General features: G+C 68.8%; 18 protein-coding genes. 3 read left to right on the top strand and 15 right to left on the bottom strand.

Translation table 11 applies throughout. The features are described from left to right. From pgi to IEZ15_RS14715, 12 genes are all read right to left on the bottom strand, one after another. Nucleotides 1-1,677: a glucose-6-phosphate isomerase gene (pgi, locus tag IEZ15_RS14770; RefSeq protein WP_189277140.1), complete on the bottom strand. Its 1,677-nt coding sequence runs from the start codon at nucleotides 1,675-1,677 to the stop codon at nucleotides 1-3. 155 nt (nucleotides 1,678-1,832) lie between these two features. Then, nucleotides 1,833-2,168, bottom strand: coding sequence for an RNA polymerase-binding protein RbpA (locus IEZ15_RS14765; protein ID WP_072483070.1), 336 nt, complete (start codon nucleotides 2,166-2,168; stop codon nucleotides 1,833-1,835). A 109-nt stretch (nucleotides 2,169-2,277) separates the two neighbouring features. Beyond that, a complete protein-coding gene (secG, locus tag IEZ15_RS14760) occupies nucleotides 2,278-2,514 on the bottom strand; it encodes a preprotein translocase subunit SecG (protein ID WP_114243929.1) in 237 nt (78 codons plus the stop codon). Nucleotides 2,515-2,628: 114 nt separating this feature from the next. After that, the gene (tpiA, locus tag IEZ15_RS14755; protein WP_114243930.1) at nucleotides 2,629-3,405 is read right to left on the bottom strand and encodes a triose-phosphate isomerase; all 777 of its coding nucleotides are present in this window, start codon (nucleotides 3,403-3,405) and stop codon (nucleotides 2,629-2,631) included. 6 nt (nucleotides 3,406-3,411) lie between these two features. Next, the gene (locus tag IEZ15_RS14750; RefSeq protein WP_189277138.1) at nucleotides 3,412-4,623 is read right to left on the bottom strand and encodes a phosphoglycerate kinase; all 1,212 of its coding nucleotides are present in this window, start codon (nucleotides 4,621-4,623) and stop codon (nucleotides 3,412-3,414) included. 108 nt (nucleotides 4,624-4,731) lie between these two features. After that, nucleotides 4,732-5,739, bottom strand: a complete 1,008-nt coding sequence (gene gap / locus IEZ15_RS14745) for a type I glyceraldehyde-3-phosphate dehydrogenase (RefSeq protein WP_114243932.1) — start codon at nucleotides 5,737-5,739, stop codon at nucleotides 4,732-4,734. Between the two features lie 259 nt (nucleotides 5,740-5,998). Then, a complete protein-coding gene (gene whiA / locus IEZ15_RS14740) occupies nucleotides 5,999-6,988 on the bottom strand; it encodes a DNA-binding protein WhiA (protein WP_030919772.1) in 990 nt (329 codons plus the stop codon). Beyond that, nucleotides 6,979-8,013 carry a gluconeogenesis factor YvcK family protein gene (locus IEZ15_RS14735; protein WP_114243933.1) on the bottom strand — a complete coding sequence of 345 codons (1,035 nt, stop codon included), beginning with the start codon at nucleotides 8,011-8,013 and terminating at the stop codon, nucleotides 6,979-6,981. The genes whiA and IEZ15_RS14735 overlap by 10 nt, the downstream gene beginning before the upstream one ends. After that, nucleotides 8,010-8,981, bottom strand: a complete 972-nt coding sequence (gene rapZ / locus IEZ15_RS14730) for an RNase adapter RapZ (RefSeq protein WP_093899529.1) — start codon at nucleotides 8,979-8,981, stop codon at nucleotides 8,010-8,012. Before rapZ ends, IEZ15_RS14735 begins: the two co-directional genes overlap by 4 nt. After that, on the bottom strand, nucleotides 8,978-11,113 hold the full coding sequence (gene uvrC, locus IEZ15_RS14725) for an excinuclease ABC subunit UvrC (RefSeq protein WP_189277136.1): 2,136 nt from the start codon (nucleotides 11,111-11,113) through the stop codon (nucleotides 8,978-8,980). Before uvrC ends, rapZ begins: the two co-directional genes overlap by 4 nt. Nucleotides 11,114-11,232: 119 nt before the next feature. Continuing rightward, nucleotides 11,233-12,117, bottom strand: coding sequence for a hypothetical protein (locus tag IEZ15_RS14720; protein ID WP_189277134.1), 885 nt, complete (start codon nucleotides 12,115-12,117; stop codon nucleotides 11,233-11,235). A 4-nt stretch (nucleotides 12,118-12,121) separates the two neighbouring features. Continuing rightward, the gene (locus IEZ15_RS14715) at nucleotides 12,122-12,760 is read right to left on the bottom strand and encodes a papain-like cysteine protease family protein (RefSeq protein WP_189277132.1); all 639 of its coding nucleotides are present in this window, start codon (nucleotides 12,758-12,760) and stop codon (nucleotides 12,122-12,124) included. A gap of 231 nt (nucleotides 12,761-12,991) precedes the next feature. On the opposite strand from IEZ15_RS14715, the gene IEZ15_RS14710 reads away from it, so the two are divergent. Next, on the top strand, nucleotides 12,992-13,918 hold the full coding sequence (locus IEZ15_RS14710) for a hypothetical protein (RefSeq protein ID WP_189277130.1): 927 nt from the start codon (nucleotides 12,992-12,994) through the stop codon (nucleotides 13,916-13,918). Between the two features lie 19 nt (nucleotides 13,919-13,937). Here the strand turns inward: IEZ15_RS14710 and IEZ15_RS14705 are convergent, their stop codons facing one another. Next, complete coding sequence (locus tag IEZ15_RS14705; RefSeq protein WP_114243938.1) at nucleotides 13,938-14,366, bottom strand: Rieske (2Fe-2S) protein; 429 nt, start codon at nucleotides 14,364-14,366, stop codon at nucleotides 13,938-13,940. 422 nt (nucleotides 14,367-14,788) lie between these two features. Then, nucleotides 14,789-17,848, bottom strand: coding sequence for an excinuclease ABC subunit UvrA (uvrA, locus tag IEZ15_RS14700; protein WP_114243939.1), 3,060 nt, complete (start codon nucleotides 17,846-17,848; stop codon nucleotides 14,789-14,791). Nucleotides 17,849-18,023: 175 nt separating this feature from the next. Between uvrA and IEZ15_RS14695 the strand changes: the two genes are divergently transcribed. Together IEZ15_RS14695 and IEZ15_RS14690 are read left to right on the top strand one after the other, a co-directional pair. After that, entirely contained in the window at nucleotides 18,024-18,713 is a 690-nt protein-coding gene (locus tag IEZ15_RS14695) for a maleylpyruvate isomerase family mycothiol-dependent enzyme (RefSeq protein ID WP_189277128.1), read from the top strand. Between the two features lie 10 nt (nucleotides 18,714-18,723). Further along, nucleotides 18,724-19,380, top strand: coding sequence for an MBL fold metallo-hydrolase (locus tag IEZ15_RS14690; protein ID WP_189277126.1), 657 nt, complete (start codon nucleotides 18,724-18,726; stop codon nucleotides 19,378-19,380). A 123-nt stretch (nucleotides 19,381-19,503) separates the two neighbouring features. Here the strand turns inward: IEZ15_RS14690 and IEZ15_RS14685 are convergent, their stop codons facing one another. Beyond that, nucleotides 19,504-20,508: a TerC family protein gene (locus IEZ15_RS14685; protein WP_114243947.1), complete on the bottom strand. Its 1,005-nt coding sequence runs from the start codon at nucleotides 20,506-20,508 to the stop codon at nucleotides 19,504-19,506. Nucleotides 20,509-20,595 lie beyond the last annotated feature (87 nt).

Genomic DNA, 20,595 nt, shown 5'->3' with positions numbered 1-20,595 from the left:
TCAGCGCCCCCTGCGGGCGCGGTACGCCTGGACGAGCGCGGCGGTCGAGCTGTCCAGCTGCTCGCCCCCCTCCGCCGCGGCAGCGGCCGATGTCGACGTCCCGGTCAGCACCGGCTCGATCTTCTTGGCGAGGACCTTGCCGAGTTCGACGCCCCACTGGTCGAAGGAGTCGATGTTCCAGATGGCTCCCTGGACGAAGACCTTGTGCTCGTACAGCGCGATCAGCTGGCCGAGGACGGACGGCGTCAGCCTGTCGGCCAGGATCGTCGTCGTGGGGTGGTTGCCCTTGAAGGTCTTGTGCGGAACCAGCTCCTTGGCGACGCCCTCGGCGCGGACCTCGTCCGGCGTCTTGCCGAAGGCCAGCGCCTGGGTCTGGGCGAAGAAGTTGGCCATCAGCAGATCGTGCTGGGCGACCAGACCGGGCAGCAGGTCGGCGACCGGCTCGGCGAAGCCGATGAAGTCGGCCGGGATGACCTTGGTGCCCTGGTGGATCAGCTGGTAATAGGCATGCTGCCCATTGGTGCCGGGGGTGCCCCAGACGACCGGTCCGGTCTGCCAGTCGACCGGATTGCCGTCCCGGTCCACGGACTTGCCGTTGGACTCCATGTCCAGCTGCTGCAAGTACGCGGTGAACTTGGACAGATAGTGGCTGTAGGGCAGTACGGCATGCGACTGCGCGTCGAAGAAAGCGCCGTACCAGACACCCAACAGGCCCAGCAGCAGGGGGACGTTGTCCTCGGCGGGGGCGGTGCGGAAGTGCTCGTCGACGAGGTGGAAGCCGTCGAGCATCTCGCGGAACCGGTCCGGGCCGATGGCGATCATCAGCGAGAGTCCGATGGCGGAGTCGTACGAGTAACGGCCGCCGACCCAGTCCCAGAACTCGAACATGTTGGCGGTGTCGATGCCGAAGTCCGCGACCTTCTCGGCGTTCGTGGACAGCGCCACGAAGTGCTTGGCGACGGCGTCCTGATCGGCCTTCAGACCGGTCAGCAGCCAGTTGCGGGCCGAGGTGGCGTTGGTGATGGTCTCGATCGTGGTGAAGGTCTTCGACGCGATGACGAAGAGCGTCTCGGCCGGGTCGAGATCGCGCACGGCCTCGTGGAGGTCGGCGCCGTCGACGTTCGACACGAAGCGGACGGTGAGCGAGCGGTCCGTGAAGGAGCGCAGCACCTCGTACGCCATGGCGGGGCCGAGGTCGGAGCCGCCGATGCCGATGTTGACGATGTTCTTGATGCGCTTGCCGGTGTGACCGGTCCACTCCCCCGACCTGATGCGGTCGGAGAAGGCCGCCATCTTGTCGAGTACGGCGTGCACGGCGGGCACCACGTTCTCGCCGTCGACCTCGATCACCGCATCGCGCGGGGCACGCAGCGCGGTGTGCAGGACGGCGCGGTCCTCGGTGGTGTTGATCTTCTCGCCGCGGAACATCGCGTCCCGCAGCTCGGCCACGCCGGTGGCCGCGGCGAGCTCGCGCAGCAGCCGGAGCGTCTCGTCGGTGACCAGGTGCTTGGAGTAGTCGACATACAGATCGCCGACCCGGAGGGTGTATCCGGTGCCGCGCTCCGGGTCGTCCGCGAAGAGCTGCCGCAGATGTGTCGCCCCGAGCTGCTCGCGGTGCTTGCCCAGAGCGGTCCACTCGGGCGTCTGGTTGAGCCTGGTTCGGCTTGGTGTATTCATCCCGGATATCAGCCCACTTCTTCTCGTGCCTGCAGATGCCCCGCTGCCCTTCCAACTTAATTGATCAGAGGGGTTGACGAGGCAATGGCGGGCTGCGGCACGGCAAAGGCAGTCCGGCCGGACACCCCGTGAGGTGTCCGGCCGGTGAACAACAACTAGATCTCACCCCGGAGTTTTGCCAGGGCCTCGGCGAGGATGGCCTCGCCGTCCGCATCGCTGCGCCGCTCACGTACGTACGCGAGGTGCGTCTTGTACGGTTCGGTGCGCGGCGGGTCCGGCGGGCTGTCCCGGTCCTGGCCGGCCGGGAAACCACAGCGCGGGCAGTCCCAAGTCTCCGGTACCTGCGCGTCACTGGCGAAGCTCGGCTGCGTCTCGTGCCCGTTCGAGCACCAGAAGGAGATGCGGAGGCGCGGCGCGGACTCGCCCCGCTCGGCCTCCCCCATCGGCCCCGCTCCGACCCGGCTTCCCCGGATCGCGTTGCCACTTGCCACGGTCGTAACTCCCTGCGTGATGGTGCTCGAAGATGCCCCAGTCTACGTAAGGCCCAACGCGCGTCCAGTGAAAGGAGTTACACCCTCACCGGGAATCGCGTACGACGGGTCAGTTGTCCAGCTTGATCAGCAGACCAAGCACAACAATGCACGCGAACCAGGCCAGACCGATGAACACGGTGATCCGGTCGAGGTTCCGCTCGGCGACCGAGGAGCCGCCCACGGACGACTGCATACCGCCACCGAACATGTCGGAGAGGCCGCCGCCCTTGCCCTTGTGCATCAGCACCAGCAGCATCAGCAGCAGGCTGAAGACGATCAGGGCGATCTCGAACGCCAAAATCACGGCTGGTCCCTACTTTCCGGAATTCTCTGGACTGCATGTGCGAACAGCGGGGGCCGGGAGGCTATACCCTCCTCGGCCCCCGCAAGGGTACGACGGATCCGCGCTACCGCATACTCACTGGTCGCGGAAGCGGACGATCTTGACGAACTCGTCGGTGTCCAGTGCGGCCCCGCCGATCAGCGCGCCGTCCACATCGGGCTTCGCCATGATCTCGGCGACGTTCCCGGACTTCACCGAGCCGCCGTACTGGATACGGACCGTGTCGGCCAGTTCCTGCGAGTACAGCTCGGCGAGGCGGCTGCGGATCGCCCCGCAGACCTCCTGGGCGTCGTCGGAGCCGCAGACCTTGCCGGTCCCGATGGCCCAGACCGGCTCGTACGCGATCACGATCGACTCGGCCAGCTCGGCGGGGATGTCCTTGAGACCACCGTCGACCTGCGCGAGCGTGTGCGCGACGTGGTTGCCCGCCTCACGGACCTCCAGCTCCTCGCCGACACAGAGGATCGGGGTCAGGCCGTGCTTGAAAGCGGCCTTCACCTTGGTGTTGCAGATCTCGTCGGTCTCGCCGTGGTACTGGCGGCGCTCGCTGTGGCCGACGGCGACATAGGTGCACTTCAGCTTGGCGAGCATCGGGCCGGAGATCTCCCCGGTGTATGCGCCGGAGTCGTGCGCCGAGATGTCCTGCGCGCCGTACTTGATCTTCAGCTTGTCGCCGTCCACCAGGGTCTGCACGGAACGCAGGTCGGTGAAGGGCGGCAGGACTGCGACCTCGACGGCGTCGTAGTCCTTGTCGGCCAGGGCGAAAGCGAGCTTCTGGACGTGTGCGATGGCCTCGAGGTGGTTGAGGTTCATCTTCCAGTTGCCCGCCATCAGCGGGGTACGGGTGCTCATGAAAAGTCAGTCCTCCAGTGCGGCGAGGCCGGGAAGCGTCTTGCCCTCGAGGTATTCGAGGCTGGCGCCGCCACCGGTCGAGATGTGTCCGAATGCGTTCTCGTCGAAGCCCAGGATGCGGACGGCCGCGGCGGAGTCGCCACCGCCGACGACACTGAAGCCCTCGGAGTCGACGAGGGCCTGGGCGACGGCCCGGGTGCCCTCGGCGTAATCAGGGTGCTCGAAGACGCCCATCGGGCCGTTCCAGAAGACGGTGACGGCGTCGGCGAGCTTCGAGGCGTACAGCTTGTTGGTCTCGGGGCCGTTGTCCAGGCCCATGAAACCGGCCGGGATGGCGTCCGCGGGCACGGTGCGGTGCTCGGTCGGAGCCTTGGCCTTGAGGTCCGGGAACTGCTCGCAGACCACGACGTCGACGGGGAGCACGAACTCCACGCCCTTGTCCTCGGCGCGCTTGAGGTATTCCAGCACCGCCGGGATCTGGTCCTCCTGGAGGAGGGAGCTGCCGACCTCGTGGCCCTGGGCCTTGAGGAAGGTGTACGCCATGCCGCCGCCGATGAGGATGCGGTCGGCGCGCTCCAGCAGGTGGTCGATGACGCCGAGCTTGTCGGAGACCTTGGAGCCGCCGAGCACGACGGCGTACGGGCGCTCGACGTTCTCGGTGAGCTTCTTCAGGACGCCGACCTCTGTGGCGATCAGGTCGCCCGCAGCGTGCGGCAGCCGGGCCGGGAGGTCGAAGACCGAGGCGTGCTTGCGGTGGACAGCCCCGAAGCCGTCGCCCACGTACACATCGGCGAGTTCGGCGAGCTGGTCGGCGAACGCGCCGCGCTCGGCGTCGTCCTTCGACGTCTCACCGGGGTTGAAGCGGAGGTTCTCGATGACGGCGACCCGGCCGTCGGTGAGCGCGGCGACCGTGGCACGGGCGGACTCGCCGACCGTGTCGGTCGCGAAGGCGACGTCGGCGCCGATCAGCTCGCCGAGCCGGGCGGCGGCGGGGGCCAGGGAGAAGGCCGTGTCCGGGGCGCCCTTGGGGCGGCCCAGGTGCGAGGCGACGATGACCCGCGCACCGGCTGCGGCGAGCTTCTCCACGGTCGGCTGAACGGCGCGGATGCGGCCGTCGTCGGTGATGGTGGTGCCGCTCAGCGGCACGTTGAGGTCGGCGCGGACGAATACGCGCTTGCCGGTGACCCCTTCGGCGAGAAGTTCGTCGATGGTCTTCATGTTGCTGGACTCCTTGGAGGACGAGGAAGCATGCAACGGGGCTCGGACGGCGCCGCGTTGCGCCGTCCGAGCCCCGTGCTCACATCGAGGTGCCTGCCGATTCGACGGTCAGAGCTGGCTGCCGACGAACACGGTCAGGTCGACGAGGCGGTTGGAGTAGCCCCACTCGTTGTCGTACCAGCCGATGACCTTGACCTGCGAGCCCTCTGCCATGGTCAGCAGGGAGTCGAAGGTGCAGGAGGCCGGGTCCGAGACGATGTCCGAGGACACGATCGGGTCCTCGGTGTAGAACAGCTTGCCCTTGAGCGGGCCTTCCTCGGCGGCCTTCTGGAAGGCGGCGTTGACCTCGTCGCGGGTGACCTCGCGCTCCAGCGTGATGACCAGGTCGGTGACCGAACCGGTCGGAACGGGGACACGCATGGCCATGCCGTCGAGCTTGCCCTTGAGCTGCGGGAGCACGAGAGCGGTTGCCTTGGCGGCACCGGTCGTGGTCGGGATGATGTTCTCCGCGGCGGCGCGGGCGCGACGCAGGTCGGAGTGCGGGAAGTCCAGGATGCGCTGGTCGTTCGTGTACGCGTGGACCGTCGTCATGAGGCCCTTGACGATGCCGAAGTTCTCGTCCAGCACCTTGGCCATCGGCGCGACACAGTTGGTGGTGCAGGAGGCGTTGGAGATGACGTGGTGGTTGGCCGCGTCGTACTTCTCCTCGTTGACACCCATCACGATGGTGATGTCCTCGTTCTTGGCCGGGGCCGAGATGAGGACCTTCTTGGCGCCACCCGCGATGTGCTTCTCGGCGTCGGCCTTCTTGGTGAAGATGCCGGTCGACTCGATGACGATGTCGACGCCCAGCTCACCCCAGGGGATGTCGGCCGGGTTGCGCTCGGAGAGCACCTTGATGGTGTGGCCATCGACGGTGATGCTGTCGGCGGTGTGGCTGACCTCGGCCTTGAGACGGCCCAGGATCGTGTCGTACTTCAGAAGGTGTGCCGTGGTCGCGGTGTCACCCAGGTCGTTGACAGCCACGATCTCGATGTCCGCACCTTGCTCCAGCAGCGCGCGGAAGTAGTTACGACCGATGCGGCCAAAGCCGTTGATGCCTACGCGGATCGTCACGAACCGATCTCCTCGTTAGGTACGCGGGGTTTACACCCCGGCGAGTTGTATGAGATGTCCCCGACCGCCTCCGACCCTACCTCTCCGACGGCCCCGGGGTGACATCGAGCGGGGCCGCAAGAACCGCCGAGGCCCGTACTCCTCGGTTGGAGTACGGGCCTTTGAATACTCGGCCGTACTTGCAGTGATGTTTACGGAACGTCAACATTCCTGGGAATGCCGCATGTTCTGTATTCGGCCGACTTCATGGCCTCGCGGGTCAGCCCACCAGGCCGTCGGCGAGCTCCTCGCTGAGGGTGGATTCCGTGCCCGGGATACCCAGATCCTGGGCCCGCTTGTCGGCCATCGCCAGCAGCCGTCGGATCCGGCCGGCGACCGCGTCCTTGGTCAGCGGCGGGTCGGCGAGCGCGCCCAGCTCCTCCAGGGATGCCTGCTTGTGCTCCATGCGCAGCCGTCCGGCCGCCGCGAGGTGCTCGGGCACCTCCTCGCCCAGGATCTCCAACGCGCGCCCCACCCTGGCGCCCGCGGCGACCGCGGCCCGCGCGGAACGGCGCAGGTTGGCGTCGTCGAAGTTGGCGAGCCGGTTGGCGGTGGCGCGGACCTCGCGGCGCATCCGCCGTTCCTCCCAGGCCAGCACCGACTCATGGGCGCCGAGCCGGGTGAGCAGGGCGCCGATCGCGTCGCCGTCACGGACGACGACCCGGTCCACCCCGCGCACCTCGCGGGCCTTCGCCGCGATGGAGAGCCTGCGGGCCGCGCCGACCAGCGCGAGCGCCGCCTCCGGGCCCGGGCAGGTCACCTCCAGCGAGGAGGAGCGGCCCGGCTCGGTGAGCGAGCCATGTGCCAGGAAGGCCCCGCGCCAGGCGGCCTCGGCATCGCAGGTGGCCCCCGAGACCACCTGCGGGGGCAGGCCGCGGATGGGACGGCCGCGGCCGTCCACCAAGCCGGTCTGGCGGGCCAGCTGATCGCCACCCGCCACCACCCGTACGACATAGCGGGAGCCGCGCCGCAGCCCGCCGGGAGCCATCACGATCAGTTCCGAGCTGTGCCCGAAGATCTCGAGAATGTCCCGCTTCAGCCGGCGCGCCGCCATTGCGGTGTCCAGCTCCGCCTCGATCACAATCCGGCCGCTCACCAGGTGCAGCCCACCCGCGAACCGAAGAATCGCCGAGACTTCTGCCTTCCTGCAGCAGGTCCGGGTCACGGGAAGCCGAGAGATTTCGTCCTTCACCGCCGGCGTCATCGCCATGGGCCGATCCTTCCATGCATCCGAAAAATACGGTCGTACGCGGCGGCCAACAGCTCCGGATCATGGATCGGAACGCCGTCGGGTGAGGCCACCGGCGCCAGCTCGACCGCGGCGCCGAGCCGCTTGGCGGCGTCGGCGAGGGACTCACGATCGGGCACGGCGGCTTCGTCGGCCAGCACCACGTCCATGGCGAGTTTAGGGGCGTGTCGTCCCAAAACCTCCAAATGACGCTGCGGAGAGAAGCCATCAGTTTCGCCGGGTTGCGGTGCGAGGTTGAGCGAGAGGACCTTGCGGGCCTTGGTCTCGATGAGCGCGTCGAGCAGTTCCGGGACGAGCAGATGCGGGATCACGGAGGAGAACCAGGACCCCGGGCCGAGCACCACCCAGTCCGCGTCGAGGACCGCCGCGACGGCCTCGGGAACGGCCGGCGGGTCGTTCGGGACGAGGTGGACGGACTGCACCTCGCCCGGGGTGAGCGCCACGGTGGCCTGGCCGCGCACCGTGTCCACGTCGTCCGGGCGGGCCGGATCGTGTCCCCGTACGAGCGCCTGGAGCTCCAGCGGCACGGCGGACATGGGCAGTACCCGGCCGTGCGCCCCGAGGAGCTTGCCGACCAGGTCCAGGGCCTGGACATGGTCACCGAGCTGCTCCCACAGGGCGACGATCAGCAGATTGCCTACCGCGTGCTCGTGCAGATCGCCCTTGGACTGGAAGCGGTGCTGGATGACCTGGGCCCAGGTCTGGCCCCAGTCGTCGTCACCGCACAGGGCGGCGAGCGCCTTGCGCAGGTCGCCGGGCGGCAGGACGCCGAGCTCCTCGCGGAGCCGGCCGCTGGAGCCGCCGTCGTCGGCGACGGTGACCACGGCCGTGAGATCGCCGGTGATCCGGCGGAGCGCCGCGAGCGACGCGGACAGGCCCATGCCGCCGCCGAGGGCGACGACCTTGGGCTGTGCGCCGCGCTTGCGGCCGGAGATCGCAGAGGTGGCTCTGCGCAGCCGCCGCAGGCGCAGATTACGGCTGGTCACTCGCGCCCCATGTCCCGGTGGACGAGGACGGTCTCGATGCCTTCGGTCGCGAGCCTGGCCGCGAGCTTCTCGGACATGGCGACCGAGCGGTGCTTGCCGCCCGTGCAGCCGACGGCGATCGTCACATAGCGCTTGCCCTCGCGGCGGTACCCGGCGGCGATGAGCTGGAGCAGCTCCGTGTACTGGTTGAGGAATTCCTTGGCGCCCGGTTGGTCGAAGACGTAGGCGGAGACCTCTTCGTTGAGCCCGGTGAACGGGCGCAGCTCGGGGACCCAGTGCGGGTTGGGCAGGAAGCGGCAGTCGACCACCAGGTCGGCGTCGACCGGCAGGCCGTACTTGAAGCCGAACGACATCACCGTGGCGCGCAGCTCCGGCTCCTCGTCGCCGGCGAACTGGGCATCCATCTTGGCGCGCAGTTCGTGCACATTGAGGCTGGAGGTGTCGATCACCAGGTCGGCGTCGCCGCGCAGCTCACGCAGCAGGTCGCGCTCGGCGGCGATGCCGTCGACGATCCGGCCGTCGCCCTGGAGGGGGTGCGGGCGGCGGACCGACTCGAAGCGCCGGACCAGTGCGTCGTCGGAGGACTCCAGGAAGACGATGCGCCGGGTGACGTGCTTTGCCTCCAGGTCCGCGAGGGACTCGCGGAGGTTGTCGAAGAAGCGGCGGCCCCGCACGTCGACGACGACGGCGATCCGGGCCACATTGCCCTGCGAGCGCGCGCCGAGCTCGACCATGGTGGGGATCAGTGCGGGCGGCAGGTTGTCGACGACGAACCAGCCGAGGTCCTCCAGACACTTGGCCGCGGTGCTGCGCCCGGCGCCCGACATCCCCGAGATGATCACCAGCTCGGGGATGGCCGCATTCCCGTCACCCGTCTCGATCGTGGTGCCCGTACTCACGTGTCCTGCTCCGTCTGCTCGGTCGGTGCTGTTGTGCTCGACTTCGTGTTCGTGTTCGTGCTCAGTCATGTCGTGCTGCCCCCGTCGTCATCTTCAATGATCTCTCCTGTCGCCGTGTTCACGGCGGGCGTGGCCGGGGCAGCCGAGGCCAGGGCGACAGCCACCGATTCCGCAGTCCTGCGGCCTATCCCCGGAACCTCGCAGATCTCGTCGATTGTCGCCTGCTTCAGCTTCTTCACGGAGCCGAAATGCTTGATCAACGCCTGTTTCCGGGTCTCGCCGAGGCCGGCGACGGCATCCAGGGGGCTGGAACGGATGCGCTTGGCCCGCTTGGCGCGCTGATACGTGATCGCGAAGCGGTGCGCCTCGTCACGGACACGCTGGAGGAGATAGAGGCCCTCGCTGGAGCGGGGCAGGACGACGGGGTCGTCGTCCTCGGGCAGCCAGACCTCTTCGAGGCGCTTGGCGAGGCCGCAGACGGCGATGTCGTCGATCCCGAGCTCGTCGAGGGCGCGCTTGGCGGCGGCGACCTGCGGCTGGCCGCCGTCGACCACGACGAGCTGCGGCGGATAGGCGAACCGCTTGGGACGGCCGTCGTCCTCGCGGGGCTCGGTGTCCGGATCGGGGGCGGTGTCCGGATCGGGGGCGGTGTCCGGATCGGGGGCGGTGTCCGGGACGGGAGTGGTGCCTGCGTCGGGGATGGTGTCCAAACCGGCCGGGCCGGTCAGGGCTGCCGGGGCGGTTTGCGGGGCCGGGACGGGTCCGGTTGGCGCGGGGGTCTCCTCCCACTCCCCCGTCCGCTCCTTCTCCTGGAGATACCGCTTGAAGCGGCGGCCGATCACCTCATGCATCGAGCGGACGTCGTCCTGGCCCTCGAAGCCCTTGATCTGGAAGCGGCGGTACTCGCTCTTGCGGGCAAGACCGTCCTCGAAGACGACCATGGAGGCGACCACGTCGTCGCCCTGGAGATGCGAGATGTCGAAGCACTCGATGCGCAACGGAGCCGTGTCGAGGCCGAGCGCCCCGGCGATCTCCTCCAGGGCGCGGGAGCGGGTCGTCAGGTCGGAGGCGCGCTTGGTCTTGTGCAGCCCCAGGGCCTGCTGGGCGTTGCGCTGGACCGTCGCCATCAGGTCCTTCTTGTCGCCGCGCTGCGGGATCCGCAGGCTGACGTGGGAGCCCCTGCGGTCGGCGAGCCACTGGGCGACCGCGTCGGGGTCCTCGGGGAGGGCCGGGACGAGGACCTCCTTGGGGACGGAATCGCCCGCCTCCTCGCCGTACAGCTGCTGCAGGGCGTGCTCGACCAGGCCCGAGGTGTCGACGTTCTCGACCTTGTCGGTGACCCAGCCGCGCTGGCCGCGCACCCGGCCGCCGCGCACATGGAAGATCTGGACGGCGGCTTCGAGCTCGTCCTCGGCGACCGCGATCAGGTCGGCGTCGGTCGCGTCGGCGAGGACGACGGCGCTCTTCTCCATGGCCCGCTTGAGGGCCTCCACATCGTCGCGGAGCCGGGCCGCCCGCTCGTACTCCATCTCTTCGGCCGCCGCCATCATGTCCTTCTCCAGGCGGCGGATATACGTGCCGGTGCGGCCGGCCATGAAGTCGCAGAAGTCGCCCGCCAGTTCGCGGTGTTCCTCAGGGGTGACCCGGCCGACGCAGGGAGCCGAGCACTTGCCGATGTAGCCGAGGAGGCACGGGCGGCCGGTCCTGGCGGCGTTCTTGAAGACTCCGGCGGAGCACGTACGCACCGGAAAGACCCGAAGCATCAGGTCGACCGTCTCGCGGATCGCCCAGGCGTGCCCGTACGGACCGAAGTAGCGCACGCCCTTCTTCTTGGCTCCGCGCATGACCTGGACGCGCGGGAATTCCTCGTTGAGCGTGACCGCGAGATACGGATAGCTCTTGTCGTCGCGGTACTTGACGTTGAACCGGGGGTCGAACTCCTTGATCCAGGAGTACTCCAGCTGGAGCGCCTCGACCTCCGTGGAGACGACGGTCCACTCCACCGAGGCGGCCGTGGTGACCATCGTGCGCGTACGCGGGTGGAGCGCGGCCAGGTCCTGAAAGTAATTGGCCAGGCGCTGGCGCAGGTTCTTGGCCTTTCCGACGTAGATCACCCGGCGGTGTTCGTCGCGGAATTTGTAGACCCCCGGGGAGTCGGGGATCTGTCCCGGCTTGGGGCGGTAGCTGGAGGGGTCTGCCATGCGTCCCACCCTACTTGCGGGCAGTGACAGTGCGGCCTGCTCGGCAGTGGTGCCGTGCTCCGGGGCGCGGGTTGAGGGAGCGCCCCCCGGAGCACGGGGTCAGCGGGTGCCGTTGCCGGTCACGGGGTTTCCCGGTGGTGGCGGTTGCGCAGTGCCGTGATGCCGCCGAGGGCGAGCACGGCGAGGGCACCCGCTCCGGCGGCGGCCGACGTGGCGGTCGGGGCCGTGCCGGAAGCCGTGCTCGCGACAGCCACCCGGTGGGTTGCGTCGGCGCTTTCCCGGGGGCCGGAAGCGGTGGCGGACGGTGCGTAGCCCCCCGCCTTGCCGGAGCGGTCGTAACCGGAGCCGGGGAGCTTGTCGCCGTAGGCCTCCCGTACCCGGGCGCGGTAGGCGGCGAGTGTGGTGCCGTGGGCGCCGACCGCGCGGACCGCGTCCTGGTCCAGCGGGAGCACCTCGGCCCCCCTCTGGACGTACCAGGCGTCGATCTGCGGCTCGCGGAAGACCGTCCCGCCGGGGAGCTTGTGGGCGCCGGCGGCGGCGTACCGCGTCTCGTCGTCGCCGGTGGCGATGTTCACCACCTGCCGGCCGCCGTCCTTCCCTTCCTTCGGAAGGGTCCACAAGGACGCCTTCTGGCCGTCCGAGGAGACGGCCGTGGTGGCGAGGTAGTCCAGTCTGGCGACGGGCGCTCCCGGTTTCCCGGCGACGAAGTCCGGATCGAGGGTGCGTACGGGGACTGCGGCGCCCTCGATGCGCGGCGCGGCCGCCGACCTTGCGATCTTGCCTTCGCGGGCGAAGAACCGGGACAGGGTGTCCAGGGTCGCGGGGTCGGTGGCCGCTCGACGGGCGGCGGCCAAGGCGGCCGGATCGGCTGCGGGGCCGGTGGCGGCGGCCGCCTGCGGGGTCGTGACGGTGAGCAGGGCGGCGCCTGCAAGAACGCCCGTGGCGGCCAGGGCGGCAGCTGCGGACCATGCGGTGCGTGCGGTGCGTGCGGTCTTGGAGATCATTGCGTCACGCTCCGATCCGGTACAGCGAGTGGGTCCAGGAGAACTCGTTGTTGCTCACGTACCAGGCGTGCGAGGCCCAGTTGTAACGGTTGCTGGAGGGCCATGGATCGCCCCAGTAGACCCAGCTGTTCGCGTCGTCGTACCCGTACAGGACATGCATGTGGCCACCGCCGGCCGACCACTGGATGCGGGTCTCCACGGGGCGTCCTGCGGCGATCTCGGCCTGGACGGTGGAGTGGCGCAGCCAGCCGGTGACGTACGAACCGGGGTTGATGCCGGCCCGGTCGAGACCGTCCTGGACATTGCCGAGCGTGGCCTGCGAGTTGGGGCACTCGTAGCCCTGGGAGCGGCCGAAGGCGGCGTTGCAGAACTGGTTCTGCGAGTAGTTGCGGCCGAACCAGGTGGCGATGGTGTTGCCGGCTGCCGCCCAGCACCAGTTGGTCTTCTGCTGGGCCTGCATGGTGATGTTCAGGCGCTGGGTGGCGGCGATGCCGCCGTCTGCGGCAGCGGTGCCCTGTACTGCCGAGGCAGTCGTGGTGGGGGTCTGCGCTGCTGAGGCGGTCGTCGTCGGTACGGCAAGCAGTACGGCGGCAAGGACGGCCGTGATCGGGAGTCGTCCCGGTCGAACACTTCGGTTGCGCATTGCGTTCCTCCCAATGCAGGGGGTGTGTGATCACAGGAGCGCGTCCGGACGCTTTTCGAGGAGCATCAACCGTTGTCGGGGACGGGTCAACACGCTTCAATGCGGGGGAACATCGCGGTGTGAACGGCATGGCGGATATGTGAACGGATCTCCCCCGGCCACCTGCGGCACCGCCCCCGCCGATGCGGTCTCCCCACCCCGCGTCGTGAACGTTCACCTGGAGGACCTCCCATGCAGCACACCGAGGCCGAGCTGGCGCAGGTGCTGCACACCGGCCCGTTCCATCTGGCACTGCGCACCGCACTCTCGGTGCGCGGGCTGCCGCTCCAGCGGGTGCAGCACCATCTCGCACACCGCGGGGTCAAGGTCGGTGTGACCAGCCTGAGTTACTGGCAGCAGGGGGTCAGGCGCCCGCAGCGCACCGAGTCCCTGCGGGCTGTGAAGGCATTGGAGGAGGTGCTGGAGCTGCCGGGGAACTCGCTGCTCCGCCTGCTGGAGACCGGGAACGGCCGTGTGGACGCCGACCGTCCGGCCGCGCGCTCGTACCGTTCCCTGATGGAGGCGTCCGGCGCGGTGGAGCGGTTGCTCGCCACGATGGGGTCACCGATGGACGGCGGGCTGCACACCGTGGGGCATCACGAGCGGATACGGATCGGGCCCGGCCGGGAACTGCGGCAACGGGAGTCGCAGCATGTGGTGCGCGCGCACCGGGACGACATCGACCGCTATCTCGCCGTCTACCGGGGTGATCCGGGCTGCGATCCGGCGCGGGTGGAGGTGGCGGCCCGGGAGAACTGCCGGACGGGGCGGGTCCGCTGGGACCGGGAGACGGGAGTGCTCGTCGCGGAGCTGCTCTTCGACACCCGGCTGAGGGCGGGAGACACGTACCTCTTCGGCTACGGCTTCGACGACGCCACGGGAGGGCCGTGCGGCGAGTACGTGCGCGGCTTCAGCTTCGGCGGCGGACAGTACGTGCTGCAGGTGGGCTTCGACGAGGCAGCGCTGCCGGTACGGTGCCGGAGCTTCACCCAGGTCTCGGCGGGGGCGCCACGCGGCGCCCGTGCGGATCTCACGCTCACCGGCCGGCACCGGACCGTTCACCTGGTGGAGCAGGGGGTACGGCCCGGCCTGGTCGGCATCGACTGGGACTGGGAGTGAGTCCGTCCCCGGCAGCGCGTCAGGCGTCGGGGCCCGCGACGAGCTTTCCGCCCTCGATCCGGACCGGGACCGAGGACAGCGGCGCGGTCGCCGGGCCTTGCATCGCCTTACCGGTCGTCGTATCGAAGCGGCTGCCGTGGCAGGGGCAGTTCCCCACGTTGTCCTCGACCTTGTCCAGCAGGCAGCCCGCGTGGGTGCACTGGGCGCTGAACGCCTTGTACTGGCCCTTGGCCGGGCACGTGACGATGACCCGCTGGTCGCGGTAGAGCTTGGATCCGCCGACCGGAACCTCTTCCGCCGCGCCGAGCTGGACGGGGGCGGTCGGCGTCGGCGTCTCGGCATGACCGAGCTTCGATTCGGTCGAGCAGGCGGCCACTCCAAGCCCGGCAGCGCCGGCGAGAGCGGCACCCTTCAGCACGGTACGGCGGGCGGCGGGCTGGCCGGGCATGCGGTCTCCACTGGTCAGGGGGGCAGGATGCAGAGGGGTTACCGGGGGCGGCTGAGGCACCGGGAGCACCAGGGGTACCCGCGGGCATCAGCGCCATCGGTGACAGAACCGACGATACCGGCGGAGATCAGGGGGTCGGTGGCCGGGCCACCCAAGTCCGGTTGTCCCTGGTCAGAGGGCCAGGGGCGATGGGACGGGAGGAACGGGGGCGTATGGGCAGAGGCGCGCGGGCGGACCGGGCCGCTCCTGGGACGAGCGGGCGGACCGGGGTACCTGGGGACGTGCGGGGGTGGGAGCGGCGCAGGCCTCACCGAGTTCCGGTGGGCGTGCAGCCGTACCGGGGCCTGCGGCAAGGGGCGCACCGTACCGACAGAAGCGGCGGCCTCCGATTTCCGGGGGTCGCCGCTTCTGTAGCGGTGTCGTCAGGCCTTGCGCGCGCGGGTCGCCTGCTTCGCCGCGGGCTTCTTCGCCTCAGCCGTCTTGGCGGTCTTGGCGGTAGCGGACTTGGCGGCCTGGCCCGCGCTCGTCCTGGCCGTGGCCGTCTTCCTGACCGGGGCCGACTTCGCAGCGACCGTCTTCTTCGTGGTCACCTTCCGCACGGGCTGACGTGCCGCGGGCACCGAGGCTTCGCTCACCCGGTCCGGGTCCAGGATGCCCTGGAGGAACTTGCCGGTGTGGCTGGCCGGAACCCCGGCGACCTGCTCCGGGGTTCCCTCGGCGACGACCAGACCACCCCCGTTGCCCCCTTCGGGGCCCATGTCGATGACCCAGTCCGCGGTCTTGACCACATCGAGGTTGTGCTCGATGACGATCACCGAGTTGCCCTTGTCGACCAGCCCGGAGAGCACCTTGATGAGCTTGCTGATGTCCTCGAAGTGCAGACCCGTGGTCGGCTCGTCCAGGACGTAGACCGTGCGGCCGGTGGAGCGCTTCTGCAGCTCGCTCGCGAGCTTCACACGCTGTGCCTCGCCGCCGGAGAGCGTCGGCGCGGACTGGCCGAGCCTGACGTATCCGAGGCCTACCTCGTGGAGCGTGCGGAGGTGACGGGCGATCGTCGGGACGGCCTCGAAGAACTCCAGGCCCTCCTCGATCGGCATGTCCAGCACCTCGGCGATGGACTTGCCCTTGTAGTGGACCTCCAGGGTCTCCCGGTTGTAGCGCGCTCCGTGGCAGACCTCGCACGGGACGTACACATCCGGCAGGAAGTTCATCTCGATCTTGATGGTGCCGTCGCCGGAGCAGTTCTCGCAGCGGCCGCCCTTGACGTTGAAGGAGAAGCGACCCGGCAGATAGCCGCGCACCTTCGCCTCCATCGTCTCCGCGAACAGCTTGCGGACATGGTCGAAGACGCCGGTGTACGTGGCCGGGTTGGACCGGGGCGTACGGCCGATGGGCGACTGGTCGACGTGCACCACCTTGTCGACCTGGTCGTCCCCGTCGACCCGGGTGTGGCGGCCGGGCACCGACTTGGCGCCGTTCAGCTCGCGTGCCAGGTGGGTGTAGAGGATGTCGTTGACCAGCGTCGACTTTCCGGAGCCCGAGACACCCGTGACGGCCGTGAGCACGCCGAGCGGGAAGGAGACGTCGATGTCCTGGAGGTTGTTCTCCCGGGCACCGTGCACCGTGAGCCTGCGTGACGGGTCGACGGGGCGCCGGATGTCGGGCATCGCGATCGACTTCCTGCCGGTCAGATACTGACCGGTGATCGACTCACCGTTGCCCAGCAGTTCCTTGAGCGATCCGGAGTGGACCACCTTGCCGCCGTGCTCACCGGCGCCGGGGCCGATGTCGACGACCCAGTCGGCGACCTTGATGGTGTCCTCGTCGTGCTCGACGACGATGAGCGTGTTGCCCATGTCACGGAGCCGGACCAGGGTCTCGATCAGCCGGTGGTTGTCCCGCTGGTGCAGACCGATGGACGGCTCGTCCAGCACGTAGAGCACGCCGACGAGTCCGGAGCCGATCTGGGTGGCGAGCCGGATGCGCTGGGCCTCGCCGCCGGACAGAGTGCCTGCCGCGCGGTTCAGCGAGAGGTAGTCGAGGCCGACGTCGACCAGGAACCTCAGCCGCTCGTTGACCTCCTTCAGCACCCGTTCGGCGATCTTCTTGTCGCGGGCGTTCAGCTTCATCCGGCCGAGGAATTCGGCGCACTCGCTGATCGACATCGCGGAGACCTCGGCAATGGACTTCTCCATCACCGTGACCGCGAGGACGATCGGCTTGAGCCTGGTGCCCTCACAGGTCGGGCAGGGCACCTCGCGCATGTAGCCCTCGAAGCGCTCCCGGCTGGAGTCGCTCTCGGCCTCGGAGTGCCGCCGCTTGACGAACTGCACCGCACCCTCGAAGGCGGGGGTGGTGTAGGCGCGCTCGCGACCGTAGCGGTTGCGGTAGCGGACCTCGGTCTGGATCTTGTGGCCGTGGAGCAGGGCCTTCTTGGCGCGCTGCGGCAGCCCGGCCCACGGGATGTCCGTACGGAATCCGAGGGCTGTGGCGAGCGCGCCGATCAGCCGCCCGAAGTACTCCTTGGTGTGGCCGTGCGACCAGGGGTGGATCGCGCCCTCGTCGAGCGATTTCTCCTCGTCGGGGACGATCAGCTCGGGGTCGACCTCCATCCGCGTGCCGATTCCCGTGCAGTCGGGGCAGGCGCCGAAGGGCGAGTTGAAGGAGAAGGAGCGCGGCTCCAGCTCCTCGAAAGAGAGGTCGTCGTACGGGCAGTAGAGGTGCTCGGAGTACATCCGCTCACGCTCGGGGTCGTCCTCGGGGAGGTCGACGAAGTCGAGCACGACCATGCCGCCGGAGAGCCCGAGCGCGGTCTCGACCGAGTCGGTCAGCCGGCGCTTGGCGCTGTCCTTCACCGTGAGGCGGTCGATGACCACCTCGATGGTGTGCTTCTCCTGCTTCTTCAGCTTGGGCGGCTCGGAGAGCTGGATGGTCTCGCCGTCGACCCGGGCCCTGCTGTAGCCCTTGGTCTGCAGATCGGCGAAGAGGTCGACGAACTCGCCCTTGCGCTCACGCACCAGCGGCGAGAGCACCTGGAAACGGCTGCCCTCGGGAAGACCGAGCACCTTGTCGACGATGGCCTGCGGCGACTGGCGCGAGATGGGGCGGCCGCACTCGGGGCAGTGCGGCTTGCCGATCCGGGCGAAGAGCAGCCGGAGGTAGTCGTAGACCTCCGTGATGGTGCCGACCGTCGAGCGCGGATTGCGCGAGGTCGACTTCTGATCGATGGAGACGGCGGGCGAGAGGCCCTCGATGAAGTCGACGTCCGGCTTGTCCATCTGGCCGAGGAACTGGCGGGCGTACGAGGAGAGGGACTCCACGTAGCGTCGCTGTCCCTCGGCGAAAATCGTGTCGAACGCGAGAGACGACTTGCCCGACCCGGAAAGCCCGGTGAAGACGATGAGGGAGTCGCGGGGGAGGTCGAGCGAGACGTTCTTGAGGTTGTGCTCGCGAGCGCCACGGACGATGAGACGGTCGGCCACGCCGGTCCGCACCTTTCTGGAGAGAAGTGGGGGAACTGAGCCCCTGTCCCAGGGTATGGGGGGCGCCACAGCGATGTACGAAGCTTTCGACTCCGAGCGTATAGCACGCGCATTCGATTTACGGACGGCCACGGACTCCTTCACCCGAATGAGTGGCGAGGCTAGGCTCAGCCTCATGATTGATCATGCGCACGACCTGGGCGCCGTACGTGAAGCGACCGACCGGCTGCTCAGCGCCACCGGAAAATTGGACGGCGCCGCACTTGCCGAGCCGTCGCGATTGCCGGGCTGGAGCCGCGGCCATGTCGTTGCGCACCTCTCTCGTAACGCCGACGCGCTCGTAAATGTTCTCCAGGGCCGGCCGATGTACGCAGACAGCGAAACCCGCGACCGCGACATCGAGCGGGACGCACCCCGGCCGAAGGCCGAGCAGCTGGCCGACCTGGCCGAGAGCGCGGCCCGCTTCATGGACGCCGCCTCGGCCCCGGCCGACTGGTCCCGCACGGTCACGCTGCGCAACGGCGTGACCGACTCGGCCTCCCGGATCCCCTTCCGCCGCCGCGTCGAGGTCGAGCTGCACCATGTCGACCTGGGTATCGGCTACGAGCTGGAGGATCTCCCGGACGAGTTCGTCACCCGGGAGATCGACTTCCTCGCCGAGCGGTTCGGCGGGCACCCCGATGTCGTGTCCACGGGTGTGGCCGACGACAAGGGCCGGACCTGGACGACGGGCGGCGGCGCGGAAGGCGGTCCAGTCACGGTCCGCAGTACGGCCGCCGAGCTGCTCGGCTGGCTCTGCGGACGCCGTGACGGCTCGGCGCTGACCGTCGAAGGCGGCCCCCTTCCCGCACTGCCCCCGCTATAGGCTGAGACGTATGACGTACAGCGGAACGGTCAAGGTCGGCGGGCGTGCGGATGTACACGAGTTGACGGATCTGATGATCTCCAAGGTCGCCGTCGGCCCGATGAACAACAACGCCTATCTGCTGCGCTGCCGGGCCACCGGCGAGCAGCTCCTGATCGACGCGGCCAACGAGGCCGGGACCCTGCTGCGGCTGATCGGTGACGACGGCATCGCCTCCGTCGTCACCACCCATCGGCACGGCGACCACTGGCAGGCGCTCGGCGAGGTGGTGGCGGCCACCGGCGCGCGTACGTATGCCGGGCGGTACGACGCCGAGGGCATCCCGGTCCCGACCGATGTCCTGGTCGACGACAACGGCACGATCCTGGTGGGCCGGGTCGCCCTGACCGCACGTCACCTCGTCGGTCACACCCCGGGCTCCATCGCGCTGGTCTACGACGACCCGCACGGCGCCCCGCATCTGTTCACCGGGGACTGCCTCTTCCCGGGCGGGGTCGGCAATACGCACAAGGATCCCGAGGCCTTCGCGAGCCTGCTCCACGATGTGGAGACCAAGCTCTTCGACCAGTTGCCCGACGAGACCTGGGTCTATCCGGGCCACGGTCACGACACCACGCTCGGCGACGAGCGTCCGCAGCTGCCGCAGTGGCGCGCCCGCGGCTGGTGACGGCAGCCGCGGGGGCGCTCTCCACCCGTACAGACACCGGCCGGGGCGGGCAACGGACAGTTGCTCGCCCCGGCCGGTGCCGGTTCCTGCCCGGCCGGACGACCGCCGGGCCGTCCGCCGCGGTCAGGCGTCGATGCTGGAACCCTTTTCCGCGGCCTTGTCCGCCTCCGCGGCCGTCTCGGCCTGCTCCTGCTTCTTGTTGGCGATGAGACTGGTGATCGTGGTGATCACCAGCACGCCGCAGATGACGCCGAGCGAGACCGGGATGGAGATCTCGGGGACGTGCACTCCGGACTCGTGCAGTGCGTGCAGCACCAGCTTCACGCCGATGAAGCCGAGGATGACCGAGAGGCCGTAGCTGAGGTGGACCAGCTTCTTCAGCAGCCCGCCGATCAGGAAGTACAGCTGCCGCAGCCCCATCAGAGCGAAGGCGTTGGCGGTGAAGACGATGTACGGGTCCTGGGTCAGGCCGAAGATCGCGGGGATGGAGTCCAGGGCGAACAGCACATCGGTGGTGCCGATGGCGAGCATGACGACCATCAGCGGCGTCAGGACGCGCTTGCCGTTGTTGCGGATGAAGAGCTTGGTGCCGTGGTACCGGTCAGCGACCCCGAAGCGGCGCTCGATCGTCTTGAGGAGTCGGTTCTCCTCGAACTCCTCCTCTTCCTCGTCGGCCCGCGCCTCCTGGATGAGCTTCCAGGCGGTGTAGATCAGGAACGCGCCGAAGATGTAGAAGACCCACGAGAAGTTGGCGATGACGGCGGCACCGGCAGCGATGAAGACCGCTCGCAGCACCAGCGCGATCAACACGCCGACGAGCAGCACCCGTTGCTGGAGGTGGGAGGGGACCGAGAACTTCGCCATGATCAGGACGAAGACGAAGAGGTTGTCGACACTGAGCGACTTCTCGGTGATGAAGCCGGCGAAGAACTCGCCCGACGCCTGGCTCTCACCGAAGACCAGCAGGCCGAGTCCGAAGAGCGCGGCCAGCGCGATCCAGATGATCGTCCAGATCCCGGCTTCCTTGGTCGTCACATCATGGGGTTTGCGCCCGATGAAGAAGTCGACGGCAATAAGGGCTGACAGACCAAGAATGGTCAGCACCCAGAGGGTCCATGAAACGTCCACTGCGCCTCCGGCAGTTCGCTACGGCTACTGATCAGCGTCGTCGCTGCCGGAGGTCTCTTCCACCCGGGCGCACGGGCTGCGCACCAC

Source organism: Streptomyces atratus (genome assembly GCF_014648655.1).
Lineage (GTDB): Bacteria > Actinomycetota > Actinomycetes > Streptomycetales > Streptomycetaceae > Streptomyces > Streptomyces atratus.
This window is presented reverse-complemented; position numbering and strand designations above follow the sequence as displayed.